Annotated in this window: 15 protein-coding genes; 7 read left to right on the top strand and 8 right to left on the bottom strand. The window is 59.0% G+C overall.

The annotated features are described in order from the left end of the window. The first annotated feature begins 273 nt into the window (after positions 1 to 273). Complete coding sequence (locus tag MOV61_RS00855; RefSeq protein WP_309493481.1) at positions 274 to 2,172, top strand: hydrolase; 1,899 nt, start codon at positions 274 to 276, stop codon at positions 2,170 to 2,172. Positions 2,173 to 2,260: 88 nt separating this feature from the next. Then, positions 2,261 to 3,697 carry a lipopolysaccharide biosynthesis protein gene (locus MOV61_RS00850; protein WP_247135179.1) on the top strand — a complete coding sequence of 479 codons (1,437 nt, stop codon included), beginning with the start codon at positions 2,261 to 2,263 and terminating at the stop codon, positions 3,695 to 3,697. 5 nt (positions 3,698 to 3,702) lie between these two features. On the opposite strand, the gene MOV61_RS00845 is transcribed toward MOV61_RS00850, so the two are convergent. The 4 genes from MOV61_RS00845 to MOV61_RS00830 all read right to left on the bottom strand — a co-directional run bounded on the left by MOV61_RS00845 (position 3,703) and on the right by MOV61_RS00830 (position 9,497). Further along, positions 3,703 to 4,791 carry a glycosyltransferase family 2 protein gene (locus tag MOV61_RS00845; RefSeq protein WP_247135178.1) on the bottom strand — a complete coding sequence of 363 codons (1,089 nt, stop codon included), beginning with the start codon at positions 4,789 to 4,791 and terminating at the stop codon, positions 3,703 to 3,705. Next, positions 4,788 to 6,461 carry a Wzz/FepE/Etk N-terminal domain-containing protein gene (locus MOV61_RS00840; RefSeq protein ID WP_247135177.1) on the bottom strand — a complete coding sequence of 558 codons (1,674 nt, stop codon included), beginning with the start codon at positions 6,459 to 6,461 and terminating at the stop codon, positions 4,788 to 4,790. Before MOV61_RS00840 ends, MOV61_RS00845 begins: the two co-directional genes overlap by 4 nt. After that, a complete protein-coding gene (locus MOV61_RS00835) occupies positions 6,458 to 8,488 on the bottom strand; it encodes a glycosyltransferase family 1 protein (RefSeq protein ID WP_247135176.1) in 2,031 nt (676 codons plus the stop codon). Before MOV61_RS00835 ends, MOV61_RS00840 begins: the two co-directional genes overlap by 4 nt. 289 nt (positions 8,489 to 8,777) lie before the next feature. After that, positions 8,778 to 9,497 carry a sugar transferase gene (locus MOV61_RS00830; protein ID WP_247135175.1) on the bottom strand — a complete coding sequence of 240 codons (720 nt, stop codon included), beginning with the start codon at positions 9,495 to 9,497 and terminating at the stop codon, positions 8,778 to 8,780. Positions 9,498 to 9,782: 285 nt separating this feature from the next. Here MOV61_RS00830 and MOV61_RS00825 point away from each other — a divergent pair, with 285 nt between their 5' ends. From MOV61_RS00825 to MOV61_RS00815, 3 genes are all read left to right on the top strand, one after another. Further along, positions 9,783 to 10,901 carry a glycosyltransferase gene (locus MOV61_RS00825; protein WP_247135174.1) on the top strand — a complete coding sequence of 373 codons (1,119 nt, stop codon included), beginning with the start codon at positions 9,783 to 9,785 and terminating at the stop codon, positions 10,899 to 10,901. Positions 10,902 to 11,009: 108 nt separating this feature from the next. Then, positions 11,010 to 12,263, top strand: coding sequence for a polysaccharide biosynthesis/export family protein (locus MOV61_RS00820; protein WP_247135173.1), 1,254 nt, complete (start codon positions 11,010 to 11,012; stop codon positions 12,261 to 12,263). A 140-nt stretch (positions 12,264 to 12,403) separates the two neighbouring features. After that, positions 12,404 to 12,697 carry a hypothetical protein gene (locus tag MOV61_RS00815; RefSeq protein WP_247135172.1) on the top strand — a complete coding sequence of 98 codons (294 nt, stop codon included), beginning with the start codon at positions 12,404 to 12,406 and terminating at the stop codon, positions 12,695 to 12,697. A gap of 44 nt (positions 12,698 to 12,741) precedes the next feature. On the opposite strand, the gene MOV61_RS00810 is transcribed toward MOV61_RS00815, so the two are convergent. Continuing rightward, positions 12,742 to 13,755 carry an NAD(P)-dependent oxidoreductase gene (locus MOV61_RS00810; protein ID WP_247135171.1) on the bottom strand — a complete coding sequence of 338 codons (1,014 nt, stop codon included), beginning with the start codon at positions 13,753 to 13,755 and terminating at the stop codon, positions 12,742 to 12,744. Beyond that, positions 13,739 to 15,385, bottom strand: coding sequence for a GMC oxidoreductase (locus MOV61_RS00805; RefSeq protein WP_247135170.1), 1,647 nt, complete (start codon positions 15,383 to 15,385; stop codon positions 13,739 to 13,741). Before MOV61_RS00805 ends, MOV61_RS00810 begins: the two co-directional genes overlap by 17 nt. Positions 15,386 to 15,571: 186 nt before the next feature. Here MOV61_RS00805 and MOV61_RS00800 point away from each other — a divergent pair, with 186 nt between their 5' ends. Together MOV61_RS00800 and MOV61_RS00795 are read left to right on the top strand one after the other, a co-directional pair. Further along, the gene (locus tag MOV61_RS00800; protein WP_247135169.1) at positions 15,572 to 16,711 is read left to right on the top strand and encodes a glycosyltransferase; all 1,140 of its coding nucleotides are present in this window, start codon (positions 15,572 to 15,574) and stop codon (positions 16,709 to 16,711) included. Between the two features lie 42 nt (positions 16,712 to 16,753). Further along, positions 16,754 to 17,683, top strand: a complete 930-nt coding sequence (locus tag MOV61_RS00795; RefSeq protein WP_247135168.1) for a family 16 glycosylhydrolase — start codon at positions 16,754 to 16,756, stop codon at positions 17,681 to 17,683. 22 nt (positions 17,684 to 17,705) lie between these two features. Here the strand turns inward: MOV61_RS00795 and MOV61_RS00790 are convergent, their stop codons facing one another. Together MOV61_RS00790 and MOV61_RS00785 are read right to left on the bottom strand one after the other, a co-directional pair. After that, on the bottom strand, positions 17,706 to 19,109 hold the full coding sequence (locus MOV61_RS00790) for a hypothetical protein (RefSeq protein WP_247135167.1): 1,404 nt from the start codon (positions 19,107 to 19,109) through the stop codon (positions 17,706 to 17,708). A 28-nt stretch (positions 19,110 to 19,137) separates the two neighbouring features. Beyond that, positions 19,138 to 20,238: a sterol desaturase family protein gene (locus MOV61_RS00785; RefSeq protein ID WP_247135166.1), complete on the bottom strand. Its 1,101-nt coding sequence runs from the start codon at positions 20,236 to 20,238 to the stop codon at positions 19,138 to 19,140. Between the last annotated feature and the right edge of the window lie 64 nt (positions 20,239 to 20,302).

Raw genomic sequence — 20,302 nt, 5'->3', positions numbered from 1 at the left:
ACCGGAGTGGTGATATTTTTGGCAGATATACTAATTGGTATATAGTAATTTAACTTGAAGGCATTTGTCTATGTCTGTTACACTCTGCCATCGGCACGAATACGTTCTTCTTCGGACGCGTTCGGGGGAAATTTTCTATCAGAGATTTGGATTGGCGCTGGCCCGCCAAGGCGCGCTGGTTCCGGTAATTTGCGAGGGGTATGCTGGATGCCGCGACGGAGCCTCGACGATCTCAATCGGCCCCTTCATTCCATAGAGCTGATTGCGACAGACGTGTTCGATACCCTTTTGTTGCGCAACGGCCTGTCCCGGCGGTCGCGCATCATTGCGGGTGAAAAGATGTTTGCCCGTTTTCTGCAGGGCCAGGGTTCGCCCATGTGCCCCGACGAACTGATCCGGGCCAGGCTGCTTGCCGAAAAGATGGCATATCGTGCCTTGAACATGGGAGGCGGTCGGGGCGAGGTGTGCCTTTGCGATGTCATCAGCCGCCAAGTTGCCATTCTCGGGCTGTCGCGTTCCGTGATAGAGAAGCGGATCGCCATCGAGATTGAAGTCGAAAAGCGGGCGCTTTTTGCGAATGGTGATTTTGCCATGCTGTTGCGGCGCCATCGTCAAGCCGGTGTGAGGGTCGTGGCAATCACCGATACGGGGCTGTCCGGTGAAAAAGTCGGTGAGCTCATCGACCATTTTCACGGCCCGGGCCTCCTGGACGAGATCTATTCAAGCGCGGACCTGAAGGCCAGCAAGCGGCAGGGCGACCTGTTTTCTCTGGTTCTAAAGGCTGAACGCGTGGATGCTTCGCGCGCCCTGCACATCGGTGACGACCTCCTCGCCGATTGCCTCGTCCCAAAGAGCATGGGGATACAGACCATCCATATGCCGAAGAACCGCCTCAAACGGCTCGTTTCACGGGGCAACGGAGCCCTGGCGGAAGGGCTGCGGCAAGTCAAAAGTGGATCGGGCTCCCGCGGGGCCATACCGCCAATCGGCGATCAGGTTCACTTCGGCGAACATGTATTCGGTCCGATCGTCGCAGAATTTTGTCTCTTTTTATGGCTATATGGTCAGCAGGCGAGTTCGGACCGCGATGCGACAATGCTCTTTTGCGCGCGCGGGGGACTTGGCATACGGGAAGCTTTCGAACGCCTCCAGTCCGTGCTCGACCTGCCTCTTTCGTTGAAGCGCGAGAACATCCTGATTTCGCGCCTGATTGCTGCCCGCTCAGCGGTGGCGGCCAGAAGCCCGGCTGTCCTCGACGAACTGGCGCGCGAATTCGAATGCGCAAGTTTCGCCGCCGTTGCCCATGCGCTCGGCAACGGTTCTTATAATCTACCTGACCAGTGGCAGCAGGTTTTCGATGCGAGCCGCTTTTTCGGCATGCTCGATACGACAGCCGGCAGCGCCGTCGCGCAAGACATCGACAGCCAGAATGACTGCTTCAAGATCCATATCGGGCAAATCGCAGGTGATGCCAAACGTATTATTCTCTGCGATACCGGGCTCTACGGCAGCACCCAGAGGCTTCTGTCCGCCGGGCTGCCGGAGCATCGTTTCGAAACGGTGCAGTTTGCGCGATGCAATTACAAGGGGCTTAGCGAAGACCATTTCCCCAATGTGGCTGGTCTCGTGGTGGAGGATCGCTTCTACAATCCCTTCAAGACGAGGACAGTGGTCCTGCGGTACTGGCACATCATCGAGAGCCTTTTCGAGCCGGCCATACCTTCCGTCAAAACGCTCAGCATGGGACATGACGGTATGGTGATCGGCAATTCGGGAGAGATTCGCTTCGGCAGGCTCGATCCGGCCGCTGGCAATCCGCTTCTCACCGGCGCGCTACGCTATATCGATGGCCTCTCCAGCGGCGCTCAGGTTTTAGGCGATGCGGATCGGGCCTGGCTGAGACTTAAGCAAGCGATCATAAACCCGTCCAAGGCGGATGTGATCGCCTTGGGTGTCGCTCCCCGATCGGTTGATTTCGGGCGAGGTGAGTTCATAGCGACTGTCGCGCCGGCGACACGGGCCGGAATGGCGCGCAAGTTGATGGCCGTGAAATCTCAGCTGTGGCGCGAAGGAGCGATTGCGCAGGAGTTTCCGCGGTTGAAGCCAGCCTTGCTCCGCGCCGTTGGAATGGCGCATGTCCTTCGAGGCTTCTCGGCCAAACTGAACCGTTGAAGAGCATTCGAGGACAATACCAACGACGGAAAAGAAGCCGGCCTCCTCGTTCGTGGAGCCCGGCGGTGAGACAGGGGCGTGGTGAAGAATGCTTGCGTTCGCAGCTCTCAAAGGAGCCAGTTGGCTCGTCTTTTCCCGCTTTGTCGGGCGGTTTATCGACTTTTTCAACGTACTCATTCTCGCCCGCCTGTTGTCCCCGACGGATTTTGGACTGGCGGCACTCGCAATGGCGCTGGTCGTCGTCATCGATACGGTTCTGGAGGTTCCGGTCACCCAGGCACTGGTGCGACTGCCGGTGCTCGATAAGAGCCACCTTGATACCGGCTTCACACTCGGCGTGTTGAGAAGTTCGGCGATCGCCGCGATCTTCCTTGTTGGGACCTGGCCGTATTCTCTGGTCAATGGAAATCCATTGCTCGTCCCGGTGATCGCCGCCATGGCGCTCGGCCCTATCGCGAAGGGATTCATGAGCCCCGCCATGGTGCATTTTGCCCGCGCGCTCGAATTCCGCCCGACATTCGCGATCGAAACGATCAGCAAGCTCTGCGCTTTTGCGGCCGCTGTCATCACCGTGGTTGCCGGAGGCGGCTATTGGGCGATCGTCGTCAATTTCGTGACCACCGCATTTGTCGCCACCGTCGCCTCTTATGCCGTGGCCCCTTACAGACCAGAGTTCTCGCTGAAGCGGCTCCCGGATTTTGCCGGCTTTATCGGCTGGTTCAGTTCGGCGCAATTGGTGTCCGCCTTGAATTGGCAGTTTGATCGTTTCCTGATCGGCTCTGCCGGAAACAGCGCCATGCTCGGCCGCTACGCCGTTGCAAGTGACATCGCCGTCATCCCGACCCAGAGCATAATCGGTCCGGCGCTGCAGCCGGTCATGGCAGCTTTTTCGCAGATTAGTTCGAATGCAGACCGAATGAGGACGGCCTTCCTCAAGGCAAGTCGTTTCGCGATGCTGATTTCGCTTCCCGTTTGCGTCGGCCTCTCCCTGACGGCAGATCTCGTGACCGCTATCCTGCTCGGAGCGCAATGGAGCGACGCGGCTCCCTATCTCAGCCTGCTCGCCCTTTCAGTCATTCCGATACCGTATTTCCAGACGCTTTATTCGGCGAGCCTCGCTCTCGATCGACCCTCCGTCATTTTCAGGCTCAATACGGTCGACCTGTGCTTCCGGGTCGTTCTGATCTCCATTGGCTTCTATCTGTTCGCCGCCCATGGAGCGAGCATTGCCCGAATTCTGGTCGCTTCCGTCATGGCTGTTTTCTACATTGCCGAGGCACGGCGGCTGTTCGGGCTGGGGCCATGGCAGCAGATCCGGAACCTTTGGAAAGTACTGGCTTCCGCTACCGTCATGGCAATCGTCGTCATCTGGTTGCGAACGGGAATGCCGGCCTCCGGTCTGCCCGTTGTGATACAGCTTGTCGCGGTAGCGGGCGCGGGCGCAGCCACTTATATCGCGACACTGTTCGGGCTGGGCATGCGGATTGCCCTCGCATCCGGAAGACCTGACCTGGTCGATCGCTAATCCGCTCAGGTCAGTGCTCGAATGAGCCCGCGCGTCGAGCGGGTCCCGGCGCCCAGACGATAGGCAAGCGCCTTTCGGGCGCGATCTCTGGGAAGCAGACTGACGGCCGTGAAGAACAGTGTCATGGAAACCTTCATCCGCAGCGGGTTTTTGTCCCGCCACAGTCGCCCAACAAGTCCAGACAGGCTGGCGAAGGAAATCCGTTCGCCCTCCGCCACGGCTAGATAAAAGCGCCGCTCGCGATAGAAATAGGCGTGCTCGGTGGATACGAGACCGGACCGATAGCCATAGCCTGGCAGGATCCGGCGCAGATGCTCAGTCCTGGCGACGAATCTCTGAAGATCCCGATGCAAAGCCTGCGTATTCAATTCGTCACCGAAGCCGGAATCGTTGCGGTCATGGACCCGGTAAAGACCGAGCGGCTGCGGCAGGCTCACCACGTCGCCGATGAATGGAGCCGCGAACAGGATAATGCCATCGACTGCCCTGTCATAGTCGGCGTCCTTCAGGAGCTCGCACACGTCGCGTCTAAAGACGTTGCCCGAGGTCGGGGGCGTCGCGTAGACACCGGTGCGTAAAACGCGCCCGGCCAGTTCACGCCCTCTGAACGCCTGGAGTTCGGGTATCGGGCCGCTGATGACATTGCCGTCGCCATCGATCCGCTTCAACGGAAACTGAAGTTTCGCAACGCCGTCGTCCAGGTTGCCGATGATCACTTCCAATGCTTCGGGAAGGAGCTCATCATCGGCATCGAGGAATAGGACGAAGGGTGCCTGTGTCTGCTCAAGGCCAAAAAGACAGGCCTTGCGTTGACCGCCATTTGCAAGCCGAAACGCACGCACTCCCAATCCGCGGATCACCTCCCACGAACCATCGGTGGAACCATCATCGATCACGAGAATCTGGCACTGCCTACACTTTTGCGAAAGGACGCTTTCAACCGCGCGCCGGATGAATTGCGAATAGTTGAAGCAGGTGATGATGATCGCGAGCTTGCAGATACTGCCTTCCGGATCATCCGCGGATCGGTAAGCTTCGAAGGAATCCTGCACTTGTGGAGGCGGTTCTCGGGAAACCACGGGGTCTGCGGTCATGACCTGACCCTGTTGACTACAGTGCCGATCACCGGCGCGCCAGCGCGCCGCAGCTGATTGTGAACGTCCTTCACCTCGTCAATCGTCGTGCGTCCACTTTTTGCGACGATCAAGACGGCATCGGCATGAAATGCCAGTGCCAGCGCATCCAGGGAGTTATCAAGGGCCGGAAGATCGAAGATGACATCTCCCTTCAATCGAGCAGTTTCCAGAATCCGCAACACGCTGGAATGACGGAAATCTGCAAAAATGTTGATATGCGGCTCTATCGAGTGGATCGGCAGAGTGGCAATGCCATCGAGATTGCCGAACGACAGCTGATCCGCCTTCAGACCTGAGATTGCGACGTCGGCCAGGGAAGTTGAAGAACTGGATGTCTCTTCGACCATGGACGGTAGCCCCGAATAGAAGAACGTCACATGGTGGCCGCTTCGGCTCAGAAGCTGCGCCATGCTGAGAGACAGGGTCGAAACGCCGGTCGCAGCGGTGGCCCCGATAAACGCGATCACGATGTTTCTTTCCCGCCGTTGTGATGCGCAAGCGACATCGACGGAGGTTTTCAAGTCACGAATGACGCTGGCGTATCGTTGAAGCGCCGGGCTATCGAAACGCCACCCGATGCCTGCCGTTTTTCCGGTGTCCGGAACCATCGCCAAGCATGGAATGCCAGATTCCTGCGAGAGTTCCTTCGCATCGCGTACCCGGCGATCAAAGGCCACGTTGATGGCTATGGTCGACATACCGATCAGGAACCCCAACAGCCCACCCAATGCGGCGATCAGTGTCTTGCGCGGGCCGGAGGGATCGAGTGGCGGAAGTGCGGCGCCGATGATCCGGGCATCGGCATCCGGTGTGGCCACCGCCGGCAACGTGCCGTTCCTCATTGCCTCCCGGGCAGCATTGACCTGGATAGCCAGCGCGTCCAGTCGTCCTTGCAGCGTGTCCGTGCCAGCTCGGGCCATTTGTTCTTTTGAGGCAATCGATTGCAGGATGTATCCCGACACCATGGCGTTTGCGACGCGGGCAGGGAGGTTCTGATTGTATGACCAGAATTCGATTTCGACGACGTAAGATTGCCCCACCCGCCGCGCGCTCAGCCGTTTGACGAAATTCGCAAAAGCAATGCGGCGTGCGTTTTCGCGGGGATCTGCGGTCGGATCCAGTGAATCCTCGGCCCGCCTCGACGTCTTCCCAAGCGTCGTCAACCCATTGTCCACGAGCGTCGACATCGTGTCCTGCACCTGAACCGCCAGGCCGCTGAATTCCTTGGGCGGCCGGGGGCCGAGTTCGGCGTCGCCTTGAAGGACAAGGCTTTCGAACACGGCGGATAGAAGCCGCTCCGAACGAATGATCTGCAATTCGCTCTCGGCGCTGTTCAGGTCCAGGTTCTGCTGCCCGCTGATGTCGCGGCCGGCGGAAGCAAATTGCCGCGGCTCCAGCAGAAGCGTTGCCGTGGCATTGTACACCCGGGGAAGAGAGTTCGCATAAAGAAAGGCGAGCAGGAACCCCGCCGCCGTACACGCGATAAGCCGTATCTTGTTACGCCACGCAAGCGCGATCATCAGGCGCAACAGCGCGAGTGGGCCCTCGCCGGCATCGCTCATCGGTTCGCGATCCATGCGCCACAGACGGGAAGCGTCCTCCAGAGGGCCGGGCCTGTTGAAAGTCATTTGGCCTTTCCTCCGGTCCGCAGCGCAAGAGCGTCGAAAACTGGCAATCGAGCAGCACGCTCAGGCTCCAGGCGTCCCCGCAAAACATCGGCAAAGCCCATGAGATTGCCTTTGACCCTCCCGCGTCGATCGATAAACGGTTCCGCCCATAGCAGCCGGCCGAAATTGCTGGCGATGTTGCGCAGAACCTGGTCGGCGACCTGCGCAAGCGTCATGGTGCCCTTGCGCATCATGTAAAGCGGGTTGACGATCTGAGAATATCCCAGCCGCTCACCGCTCACGCGGCCGCTCTTGACGCCCATATGTACGCCACAGGCCTCGTCCGATTTGACGAAGCGTCCACCCTGCCTGGCAAGTGCGGTCGCGAAGTCACGATCCTCCAGCCAGCCGTACAGGACCAGCCGTTCGTCGAACCTTGCGTCGCCGATGGCCGACATGCGGAAGGCCATGTTGCAGCCATAGGGACTGTAGGGTTCATGCCACCTCGAACCAGGGGGCGGTGCGCGATCCAGAAGGCGAAGGGCCTCATCGAAGGGGATGCCGGGGCCTTTGATTCCGTCGGCGATCACGTGCCCCGTCAGCCCGACGAGGCGGCTTTCATCGCGAAACGCGCAAAGGGCGGACGCCAGCCAATTCCTATGGGCGACGAAATCGTCGTCGAAAAAGACGACCACGTCCGTTCCGGCGGGCAGGTTGGCGAGCGCTCGGTTGCGTTGGGCCGCAAGGCCGGCCTTTCCGGTGACGATCGTCACTTTGGGATCGGAGACCAGGTCGCCGACGTCGGACGTATCGACGCAGGACACCACCAGCGTATCCGGTCGAACCGTCTGGGTTGCGAGAAGATGGCGCACCGTCGCGCTGACGATGGCCGGGCGACCGCGCGTGGCGATGACAACCGCCAGGCTGAGTTCCGTCGAATTGGAGGATTTACGGAGAACGAGGCTTTTCGTAGGGTCTTCGAGCAGTTCCCGATAACCCGCTGCGGTGTTCGCCCAGGAGAAGTTGCGCACCTGCTCCAAGCCCCGGCCGCGCAACTCGCCTTTGAGCAGATCCGAGCCCTTCAGGGCGGCGATATGTCTGATCCACGCCTCCGGCTGGAAGGGAGAGGCCATCAGCGCCGCCGAACCGCATACTTCGGGCATGCTTGCGCAGTCGGACGCTACGACGGGGCAACCCAAGGCCATGGCTTCGACAATCGGCAGCCCAAAACCCTCGGTGATGGAGGGGAACGCCAGACAGAGTGCTTGCTTCAGGAAATAGGCAAGGTCGTCGTCCGACACCCGCCCCACGAGGAGGAGGTTCGGCCGTTTTTCGAGAAGGTCGGAGGCAAAAATGCCGGCGCTTCCGCCGGCGACGACGATGTCGATATCCAGGTCGTCAAGAGCCGCCGCAGCCTTCATCAGCAAGCCAAGGTTTTTGTGCGGGGCACGGGAGGCGAGCGCCAGAACGAACTGGCGGCCCCTTGCGCTTATGGCACTGACGATTTGCGGGGCGACCCTCGCCAGCCCGGCGTCCCACTCGAGAGCGTGTTCATGGCCATTGGGAAGGACGGCAATGTCCTGCTGCCGGACAGGCAGGTAGCGGGCAAGTTGCCGCGCTGATGCGTGGGAGACCGTGGCGATGCGAGCGGACCGTCGAACCAGAAGCGGATGCAGCCGGGAATAGGCCATACGGAAGGCGCGGCCATAACTTTCCGGGGCGGCGAAAATGTTGGCGTCATGGATGCAGACGATCTGATCCTTCTTGAGAACGGGTGCCGAATTGCAAAGATTGAGCAGCGGCCCCCGGCAAGTCCGGGCAAGCACGGCCTGCTCCCACGCGTGCCCGCCGAAGCCACCGGAGGTGACCAGCGGAAGTTGGGCAAAACCCGGGTCCAGCGTGCCGACGGGCGCGATTATCGGCAGGCGCTCGTCATGACTGAAGGTGCGGTCGAGAGCCTTGACGACATTCATCGCATAACGTTGAACGCCGGTCGCACTTTGCGTCAGGAACCGCCCGTTGATGGCGCAGTGCTCGATTGAGCTCACGGCTGCCCTCCATCATGGTTCGCGCGGAAGGAGGGCGCTATGTCCAAAGACCAAGGGCGGTGGACGAGGGAGCCCCGCCCATCTACAAATTTTCCGGTTTGCGAAAAACGAGGCCGCAGCGAGAAGCAGATGGCGGTCTCTTTTTGCTGAAAGTTTATGCTTACGATCTCAAAACTGGCTTGCAAGATGTGCTGATCCCTCGATGCTATTGCATTGCGTCTGCCGTATGCGCTCGATCCCGCGGAACGTCCGCCGTGTCTTAACCGCCCCCGCGGGATCGGGTAATTGATCAATAGCTGCCGTGTGCGCGCAGGACCGCCGGGACGGTCTTGGCCATGATGACGATATCCCCCCAGATGCTTTGTTCCCGGACATAACGCATGTCGAGTTCGACGCGTGCGTTGTAACTGATGTCGTTGCGGCCGCTGATCTGCCAAAGCCCAGTCAGGCCCGGCCGAACCCGGATGTAATCCACGAAGTGGCGACCATAGAACTCCGCCTCGCTCGGTACGATCGGGCGAGGGCCGACGACGCTCATCTGCCCCAATACGACGTTCAGGAGCTGTGGTATCTCATCCGCACTGCTCTTGCGCAGCAAGGCGCCGAGCGGCGTAATCCTGGGATCGTTCTTCAGTTTGCGCGTGGCGGCCCATTCCGCCCCGTCCGATGGATTGGCGGAGAGATGCCGAAGCAGAGCCTCGTCGGCATTGGGGACCATTGTCCTGAACTTGAGACAGGGGAACATCACCCCATTCTTGCCAATCCGGCGGTGCCCAACGAAGATCGGGCGACCCTGAACGGCATAAAGCAGGGCGATCAGCATCACGATCATCGGCATGAGAACGATAAGGGCGATAAGGGAAATGACCGTGTCGAGAGCCCGTTTCAGATAGACTGAGAGGCGATGAGAGGCCTCGTTTCCGATCCTCGGGAAAGCGAATTGTTCGGGTGCCTGAAGATGCGTGCCGTTCATCGCATTCAAATTACCACTGACATTCATGTCATTCATCTGCGGGCTCCGTACTCTAGGAAAAAGACGAAAGGGTATGGGCAGACAATCTATAGCGGCATCCACACCACGTTAGCTCTTGGTATTTCATTTGACAATACTTTTATTGCGGCGCACTATTTAGGCAATCATGGAATGTATCGTAATATTTACCGATATATGTGCGAATTAAACTGCACATTCTGGGGTAGATAATTATATTTACTTCTTTCGATCTAGAGCGTGAGCCAAATTGCTGCAATGGCTAAAGAACTTGGCCTATTGCTCGGTCATTGGGGAGACTTCATGCGGGTGGCAATCATCCATTACTGGTTGGTCGGGATGCGGGGCGGTGAAAAGGTCCTGGAGGCGCTCTGCCGGATTTATCCGGGCGCCGATATCTACACCCATGTGTATGATCCTGCTGTAATTTCAGCAGAAATCCGGAAGCATCGCATCCAGACGACCTTCATCGATTCCTTGCCCTATGCGAAGCGGATGTACAAAAAATATCTGCCGCTGATGCCCATGGCCTTGGAGCAGCTGGACCTCAGCGGGTATGACCTCGTCATTAGTAGCGAGTCGGGACCCTCAAAAGGAGTAATACCTACCTCGCCGGCTATCCATATTTGTTACTGTCATTCGCCGATGCGATACATTTGGAACATGTACAATAAGTACTATGAAACCTCCGGCAGGTTGACGCGAATGATGATGCCGCCGCTGGCCCATTATTTGCGGACCTGGGATGTCGCGGCGGCCAGCCGTGTCGATCAATTCATCGCCAATTCCACGACGGTGGCGCAGCGGGTGAAGAGCTACTACCGCAGGGATGCGCAGATCATCCATCCGCCCGTCGATACCCAGGCTTTTCGACCGGTCGCCACCTGCGACCTCGAGGATTATTATCTGATGGCCGGGGAACTGGTGAGTTACAAACGCCCGGATCTTGCCGTGGAAGCGTTCAACCAGATGAAGGCGAAGCTGGTGGTCATCGGCGGCGGCGAAATGCTGGCTCGCCTGCGCAAGATCGCCGGGCCGACCGTGACGATCATGGGTGCCCAGCCATTCGATGTCCTTCAGCACCACTACGCACGCTGCAGGGCACTGGTATTTCCGGGCGAGGAAGATTTCGGCATCGTGCCTGTTGAAGCGATGGCAAGCGGTCGCCCTGTCATCGCCTATGGACGGGGCGGAGCGACAGAAACCGTCGTCGCCGGCAAGACCGGTGTATTTTTCCCCATCCAGTCGGTCGAGGCAGTCATCGATGCCGTGGAGCGTCTCGATAAAATGGATCTCAATCCCGCCGATGCCGTGGCGCGGGCGCAGGATTTCAGGACGTCGGTTTTCATCGACAAGTTCAGGTCCTACGCCAATCATCTCACCGGGCAGGGGCCGATCTGGGATGACGTGCGAATAGCGTAAGCCAACTGGAGAAACAGGAGTGACCGGATGCAGCAACTGAGTTTCTTGCAGTGCCCGTTTGCGACGGATGTCAGTGCATCAGCCGCACCAACCTCCCGGCTCTGTTACTTGGCCAAGCTTCTCCTGGTGCTGATGGCCTGGTTTACGGTTTTTTCCCCGGGCATTCCGGCAAGTGCGGCCGATTACACACTCGGGCCGCAGGACGTTCTTAAAATTCGGGTTTTCGAATGGCGGCCGAATGCCGGAGTGGCGTTCGAATGGGTGCCGTTGACCGGTGAATTCGCCGTTTCCGCCGCAGGCACGTTGTCGCTTCCGATCATCGGCACCGTTTCGGTCGCCGGCAAGACGCTGGATGACGTATCAGGCTTGATCGGGGAGCAGCTTCAGAAACAGGTCGGCTTGCAGAAGCGGCCCAATGCTTCCGTGGAGGTCTCAGTCTATCGGCCATTCTTCGTCACCGGCCTGGTGTCCAAGCCGGGGAAATACGGCTACGTTCCCGGCCTGACGGTGATCCAGGCAATCAGCATGGCTGGCGGGCTTGGGCAGGGAGATCCTGAAATGCTCGCTCTTCAGCGCGATGCGCTGGTTAGTCATGGAGACCTCGGCCAACTGGAATTCGAACATTATGGCCTTCTGGCGCGTCAAGCGCGTGTCGAGGCGCTTTTGGCCGGCGCGACCACGGTCTCGTTCCCGCAAGATCTGACATCGCAAGCCTCCCGACCGGCACTGGCGCGCGTGATGCAGGATGAGCAGGCATTGTTCGAGACCCGGCAGCATCTGATGAACACGGAGCTCGACAGGCTCGGCCAGGCCAAGATTCTGGCGACGAACCAGCTCGAAACCCTGCGGCTCAAGGAAAGCTCGCTCGCCAGGCAGACCGAAATGGCGGCAAAGGATCTGAATGCCATCAACAAGATGGTATCCCAAGGTTTGACGGTATCGTCTCGGCAGCTTGGCGCAAACCAAAGCGTCGCGGATCTCGAAAGCCGCAGCCTGGATGTCTCGCTTGCAATTCTCAAGACGCAGCAGGATATCGCCAAGCTCGATCAGGAAATGGGCGATTTTCGCCAGAAATACAGAGGTGACGCGCTGACCGAGGCCGTGGATCTGCGCGATCGATTGGCGGCCAACTCCGAAAAGGCGAAAACGGCGCGTGCGCTTCTGGCAAACATCGAGTTGCGCGCTCCCGCCGCCCTTGCCGCGCTGGAAACCGACGGCGAGCCGGCGTTTGTCATCAAGGTCAATCGGACAATCAATGGAGCGATGCAGACCCTGGTCGTCAGTGACAATGACGAGGTAGGCCCCGGCGACGTCGTGCGGGTGGAAAGACGAGCGAGAGATACTCGGCCAAAGAATTTCTAGACCGCAGCCGGAGCTGATAGCACAAAATCGCCGTCCGGCCCGAAGCTGGAAGCTAGCCGATTCCCGCTTGCTAGGGACATTCAGCACATGTTAGAATAAAATTCTCAAATACCGGAGACGAAACTGGTCAAAGGACGCTGATGACTTGGGACTTGGTCATTGCATTCATCGTCGGCTTGCTTTGCGCAGCCCGATTGCCAATTTTGATCTTCACGCTTGTCGTTCTGGCAGTCGTCATCATTCTGGCGACAGCCGCAATTGTCCTCGATTATTCGGTATCCGATGCGCTGACCTGGGCGTTCCTGGTGGCAGTGGCGCTTGAGGCGGGTTGTGTCGCCATGAATGGAATCTTCTATCTTCTCTATGTCCGGAGACGGGTAAACGAGCGGGAGCAATCCTCTTTGGGCGTGAATTCGAAATACTCCGGAGAATGAGAAGCTCAAGACCCGGCATTTGAGTGCAGTCACGCGGCGCTTCGTCACCCGGCTTCTCTATTTTCGACGCCCTTTTCGAGGGCGGAAAGCGCAAGCCGTTGGGCCTCTGCCATGCCGTAACGAAAGCGATAGCCGGCCTCCTTCAGGCGCTGGTTGGAAAAGCGCATTCGCCACAGAGGGTTTCTCAAAGGCAGGGTTCTGAATCTCAGGAAATCGTGAAGCCAGTCGGCGACTGCCGGTATCGGCACGCTTCTGTAGCGTCGGTCATGGCTGACGGCGAAAGCCTTTCGCATAAAATCGATATGCCGTGGGTCGGGGCAATCGTCCTCCGCGAGGTTATAGACCTCGACCTGACCCGGCTGGCCGTGTCCCGCCAGGCTACGCACGATAAGCCAGATCATCGCATCGGAGACGTCGCGAACATAGATGTGATGCGCATGGCGGTGGGCGCCGAGCAGTCGCTTGATCGGGTTCCAGTCACGGATGCCGATGATCTGGTTGATGTCGACGACCACGGCAGGCCGCACGATCGTAAAGCGGGTCTGTCTTGCAACGGCGCGCAATGCAAGCTCGCCTGCCAGTTTGGTCCGCCCATACATCCGGACATAATCGAGAGCCCAGTATTGCGAGGGGATATCCCGATCGGCGGTCAACACCGGCGACGCCTCGTCGATCAGGCGCTTTCGTCCACTCCCGTAAACCGAAACGGTGCTGGCATAACAGAAGGCGGCAATACCCTGACGCTCGCAGGCTTGCGCAAGTTGTCGGGTGGCCTCCACATTGACCCGCTGCATACGCTCCATCTTGCCGAGCTCGGCCGCAAGGTGCAGAACCGCGCAGCAGCCCTTGACGAGCCCGTCCCAATTGTCATCCGTCATGAAGTCGAACCGCCGCCACTCCAGGAGATCGTCAACCTCGCCCCTATCCGTCGCCAATGGTTTCGATGTGGTGGCACGTACGGCATAACCGCGTTCAATCAGATCCGTGACGACGATCCTGCCGATCCTGCCGGTCGCGCCAGTCACCAGAACTGGCTTTGCCTTAAGCAAATCTGGCATCGGCCGCCACCGGAACTGGTTCTCGATATGTGTGCTTCATCTTGATGTGATCGGCGAGGCGAACAGCCAGTGCGACGATCATCTGGGTGGGATTGCAGTGCCCGGCCGTTGGGAAGACAGAACTGCCCTGCACGAAGAGACCGCTGACGCCATGTACTTCGCAGTTGGCGTCGACGACGCCATGCCTGGGCTCTATGGACATGCGCGTTGTTCCGGTCGGATGAGCGACATCGACGAATGTCGAGGGAATTTCGGCGCCGTCCTTGACCCATTCCTCCAGCTTCGGCGCGGGCAGCCCGGCCTTCGGCAGTTCCTGGACAGCTAATTCCGCCATTCTGCGCATCGTGCGGGACTCGTCGCTGTGGCTGCGCCAGTCCACCCGCGGCAAGCGCATGCCCAGCCGATCGCGTCGTCCCGACAAGGTCACGCGGCTATCGGGATTGGGCACCTGCTCGCACATGCATTGCAGGTCGAGTTCGGTCAGCTTGCGCGGGACCCCATTCTTCGCCCCCAGAAAGTCCTTCAACCCCCTGACGAGCAAATTGCTGTTTACAATGATATTGAACAGGTCCTGCGGCAGTTTCGGGGTGCGCCCCGCCACGCGTCGCAAGGCATCCCAGGGATCATCCTTTGCCAACACCTCGCCGAGCCAGCCGGCGCAGTTGAGCAGCTGTTCGCGCCGTTGGATATCGGGACTCAGCCGAAATCCGGCGCGAAAGAAATGGCGACTGACATTGTATCGGCCAAAGCGTTTTTGAAGAACATCGGAACCCGGCAGCGAAAAGGTCGCCACCGAACCCCTGAGATGGTCCATGAGATAGCGTCCCACCTGGTCATGGTCGTTTCCCACTCCATGAGGTTTCGTCTCGTCGGAGTTCATCAGTATGCGGGCGTTTTCTATGCCTCCGCAGCACAGGATCACGATGGATGCGGTCAATACCTGCTGGCTGCCATCGGCCGCCGCAAATCGCACGCCGCGCACGGCATCCCCCGACGCCGATACCTGGACGCTCTGCACGGTCGCCCCGGTAACGAGTGTGACATTGGGGCCGATCCGCTTGGCCACATGACGACCGAAGCGCATATATTCATAAGGGTAAGCTTCTTCCGTGTCCCGGCTGAACTGCCAGAAGAAAGGGATCAGGATTGCCGGATCGAGGTCCGGTGCCGGCCGCTGGCGGTTGGCAATCACCCAGAACCGTTCATCATTGTAGCCATTGCCGAGAGCCAGGCCGAGATGGGAGGCAGTGCGCGCCAGATAAGGTTCGAGGTCCGCGCCATCGATCGGCCAGCCGGAATACGGAACCCAGGGACGCTCTTGATAATCGATGGCGTCGAAGGGGCCGCAACGTCCACCCCAGGTGTGGGAGCTTCCGCCAACGATACGATTGCGAACGGACCACTGGTCACCCGCCCGCGGACGACCGACATTGTCGATCTCGTCAAGCGCATCCATCAGGGGATCACGGGCCATGCCGCCGCTCTCCAGAAGAGTGACGCGCAGGTTCGTATTCGACAATTCCTGCGCAAGCGTCGTGCCGGCAGGTCCTGACCCGACAATGCAGATGTTGCAGGCTGGTAGCGGAAGTACAGTTTTCCCCGAAATCGCGTTTAATTCGATGACGGACATCCAGAAAACCTTTGCTGTTGCAATCTCATCGACATTGTATCAATGTTATTGCGCTAGGCGGTGAAGAATTTCTTTGTATTCCGCCAGTTTTAACTTAATGTTTCAGCAGGGATGTTTCCGACGTTTTTTTGTAGGGGATTTTCCTTACTATACATGGTCTTCGGAAAATTCAAAGAGGTTAGGTATATGCAAATAGCAACCATGCCCTACTCCGAAAGACTTAGTGCCCATACACCTTTGAAGATCCTCTACGTCCAACCGGGTACGAGCGCTTTCGCCGGTATCGAAAGGGTCGTGGATACGATCTGCTCCGGCCTGACGGATCAGTACGGGAGCGACTTCGAAGTGGACGTCCTCTACACGTCGGTTCACAAAAATCGCCCGGAGGGCAGGAACTACACGATTATCGACCGCGTGGCTTCGAGCCGGATCGAGCTGATGCGCAACTTCCGGAAGGTCATTGCGAGCAAGGATTATGACCTTATCGTCGTGCCGCAGATCGAGCCGACGGTGATCTGCATGGCCTCCTGCATCGGCATCCGGCGCCGGTTTGCCGTCCATCTTCACGGCAATCCGAAGCTGGAGCGCAGCCATATCAAAGCCAAGATACTCTTCCTGTTGATGAAGACACTTTTCCTGCCGAAGATCGCCTCGGTTTTCGGAACCTCGCCGCGGCAGCTCACCTCATTCAATGCGATGTTCAAGAGCAAGCGGCCGCATTATTGGGTGCCGAACCCGGTGCGAAAGTTTGACCTTTCCGATGCCGGCCAAGCACGCGTCGACGATAACGTCACGTTCATCAATATCGGTCGCTTCTCCTTTCAGAAAGGCCAGGACATTCTTTTGGCCGCGTTTTCCGAGCTGAGGAAAAAACGCAGCAATGTCCTGCTGAAAATCGTCGGTTATGGAGACGGGGAGGCGGCCCTGCGCGCCGAGATCGACCGTCGCGGCCTCGCGGACGTGGTAAGCCTGGAGCATCATCCCGAAAATCCCCAGCCCGCGCTGGCGGCAAGTGACGTCTACGTCTCCACGTCCCGATGGGAGGGATGGTCGCTGGCAATCTGTGAAGCCTTGCGGTTCGGCCTGCCGGTCATCGCGACGGATTGCGAATTCGGCCCGAGCGACATCCTCGTCGACAGCAGGCTTGGCCTGCTCGTGCCGGTGGATCGTCTCGAGGAGCTCGTGAACGCGATGATCTATTATTGCGACAATCTGCGTGCCGAGCAGGCCCATGCCAGCTTCCGGCAGGAGTTCATTGACTGTTACAGCCCGGAGCGGGTGCTTGAGGTGCATGCCAACGCGTTGCGGAGTGCGGCAGCGGCATAGATCTCTGTAGGCCTGCCTGAATGAAACGACGTGAGGTGGATCATGACGACGTTATTGTCCCGCCGCTCATTCGCGGTCGGCGCCCTGGCCTCGGCGGGCCTCGCCGGCGGTCTCGTTTGGCGGTCGGCGGCATCTGCGCGCCTGGAAGACCCGACCAGCGGGCGAGCCTTGATATTTGAGGACAATTTCACCAGGCTCGATTGGTCGACCTGGAGCGCCGGTCCGAAGCCGACGACCTCCGATCCGGGCTTTTACGGCCGTTCGGCTTTCGCGAGAGATCGCGGCGAAGAGGGCTTCAACCCCTATGCGATCGTCGACGACCCGAACGCGAGCGACGGCAAGGCGTTGGAAGTGGCCGCAAAACACATCGGACAGCCGATGAAGGTCCCCAATTATTACGGCAACGACCTCGCCGAATTTCAGTGGGTATCGGGCAATATTCAGACGGCCAAGCGCGACGGCACGGTCCTCAAAGGCTGGCGGCGCGGCTATTTCGAGGCGCGGATGCTGTTTCCGAGACACCCGCTGAGCTGGCCGGCTTTCTGGATGATGAACGGACGCAGCATCCTTCGTCCTCAGACGAGCATCGAAATCGACGTCGTCGAGCACAAGGGCTGGGAGCCGACGCTCTACGGGGCCTATCTGCACGAATGGGGGCAACCCGGCGAGCATAATGAAGGAACCGGCGTGCCCACTCCAATCGACATGACCGCCGGTTATTGCCGATACGGGGTGCTGGTCACCGACACCGAATGCACGATCTATTTCGAGCGGCAGCCCATCGTTGATACCAAGACCGGAATGCCGGCGGTCTGGACGATCAACCGCTCCGCGCAACTCGACGCCGATCAGGACGTGTTCTGGCCGGTCCTCACGCTTGCCTTGCGTTCCGATGTCCCTTATCCGCAGCCGCTCTTGCCCGCGGACACGCTCACCCGCATGCGGGTCGATTATTTCCGGGTCTATGCCTGACGGACAAGCTTTCGGTGCGCAATCAACTCACCTTTGCCGTCATGTAGCGGGTCGCCGGAGCGGTCAGCGTTTCGCCATCCGGCTCGGCGCTCGAAAGGCCAGCCAGGATGAAGAACACAAGGCCGAGATCGACGGTCGGTCCCGCAACCATGGCCCCGATCATCAGGCAGGCGCAGCCGTTGCGCGCGGCAAGCCGGATATCCGAGGTGAAGGTGCGCGGCGTCCCGCGCCGTTTCGAGAATGCCGAAATCGCAAAGAGCGAAAACATGATCGTTCCGGGTATTCCCACATTGGAGAGCAGAGCGAACAGGAAGCTCGACGTGCGGGAGGTACCGAGGCCAACCCCGAGACCGTAGGAATCGAGAAAATTCTGGTATCCATAGGTGTTCCAGGAGCCGCGTTCGACCGCGGAAGACGAGGTGGACTTGCTGAAGATGAGCAGGTCAAAATAGTCGTAGAGCTGCCGGAAAAGCGCATCGTTGAGGGCAATCACCAATGCGACGAGACAAATCAGCGGCAGTGCAAACAACACGACCGCCGAACTGTTCCGGGTTCCGGATTGCCCGCCGGAACGGAAGAAGGCGGTGATATACAGGATCACGAAACATAGCGGCAAAGCCAACAGGCCCGCCGACGACGTAGACCGTATCACCAGCAGGGTCGTGACAAGGAAAAGGGCGCCGCTCCATCTCAGGTCGCGCCCGCAGAGCCACAGCGTGCCGGTAAACCCGACTGAGGCGAGGCTGATGCCGGCAAATGCCGACGCTTCCGGCCATGAGCCGACGATACGCTTGACACCGGCGACGACGTCATCGTCGTGAAATGTGTATTGGGCGTTGCGGATGTAGAGAAAGACGTCCTGAGCCCCCGTGCCATAGGTCGCGATGTCGAGCAGAGCAAAGAAGGCATTCGCGCCGGCGAATACCAGAACCCCGACGGTAATCGCCCTGAAGCCGGCCATGGTGGATCCGATTGCCAGGATCAGGACATAGGCAAGAAGATCTGCGGAAACGTAGACCGCCTGGGTAAAATTGCTGGAGACCGGCCCCAAAGGCACAGTGCGGCCGGTGGATGGATATTCGGAAACGCCGAGCGGGATGATGTCCGTCATGCGGGCAAACAGGCGCGGTGCGAAAAAACCCAACACTGTTCCGTAGATCAGCAGACACGCCAGCCAGAACCCGGGCTTGGGGAAGGACAGTGCCTTGAGCGCGATGTTGAACTTGTCTCGATAGGTCAGGACGCTGAGGGCAAGGAATGCGAGAAAAAGATGCGCCGGCTGGATGTTTGCGGATCCGATCAGGATCGCGGCTGCAGCACCGAAAACGGAAAGGCCGATGAACACGACGATGCTCGCATGGTATCCTGCAAACAGGCAATAGAGCCCCAGAACGAGCGTGAATATTCCGATGGGCTCCAAACTCATGCGCGATACCTGTCGTTGCCAGCGCCCATCAGCCGATCGTTCCGCTATTTGATGCCGGCGAAGGAGATCGCGGACCGATGGCGGCCGGAGCCGAACCGGCCGTTTCGGCGCCTTGCTCCGTCCTCTTCTGCGTTTCGATAATGAAAGTCGGCGGGTCCCTTTTGGCGCCAGGCTTGGCATGGGCGTCGGGGCGCACCTGCGCGACAATCGCCTTCCAGCTCCTCAGGACCGGATCGAAATAGGCGCCCCTGAACGTATTGAATTTCTGCAATGAGGCGTCGCTGTAGCCGGAGATGCCGAACACCGCCTTTTCTCCTCTTTCAGGCCGGTAGCCGGTTCCAAACATCCAGTCGAAGATCGAAAGGTTGGTTCCGAAATTTTTGTCCCAATGGCGCTCGACCTTGCTGTGGTGGATCTGGTGCATGTGGGGGCTGATCAGGAACCGGTCGAACCAACCCAGGCTGACCGGAATATGCGAGTGCTTGAGGGGATCGAGCGTCCAGATGGTGAATATCTTGCTCGCCACGGCCCGCAGGGCGACGGCTTCGACGAGGCTGATGCCGAACAGGAACATGAACAGCCCGGCAAATGTGCCGGTGATCACGCCGGCGACGATCCCACCATAGACCAGCGGGAACGAGTGGCCGCGCTTGGATGTCAGGGGGTTGAGGAAGTCGGCCGAGTGATGGACTTTATGCAGCTCCCACAGGGCGGGCACCTTGTGTTCGAGGTAATGCACCAGGTAATCGGCGAACTCGGCGGCAATCAGCATCACGATCGTGCACGAGAACGTCACGACGTAATTGATACCCAGCGGCGAAAAATCGGCAAAGACGGATTGCAGGCCAAAATCCGTCGCGCTGGATACCAGAGCCGTGACCGCGAGCCCTGGGGCGACGAAAACGAGATCCGTCAGCTTTCTCCAGACATAGATGATGACATCCATGTGGAAACTCTTCGATGTGAGCACATTGAAAGGCACGCAGTGTTCGAACATTTCCCTGAATGAAAAGTCCGAGCGGTCTCTCCACAGCAGGAAGAAGAAGCTCAGCAAGCCCGCGCCGAAGAAGATCCCCCACGTGACGGCGAACTGCGGAAAATTCAGAAAATATGCCTGTAGATTTTCCATCGTGATCCCTTTCACTCGTTGCGTGGAGCCGAACGTGCTTCACGTCAGGACGCATTGGGGGACT

The sequence above is a fragment of the Neorhizobium sp. BETTINA12A genome (assembly GCF_023006485.1).
In the GTDB taxonomy this organism is placed as follows: Bacteria; Pseudomonadota; Alphaproteobacteria; order Rhizobiales; family Rhizobiaceae; genus Neorhizobium.
This window is presented reverse-complemented; position numbering and strand designations above follow the sequence as displayed.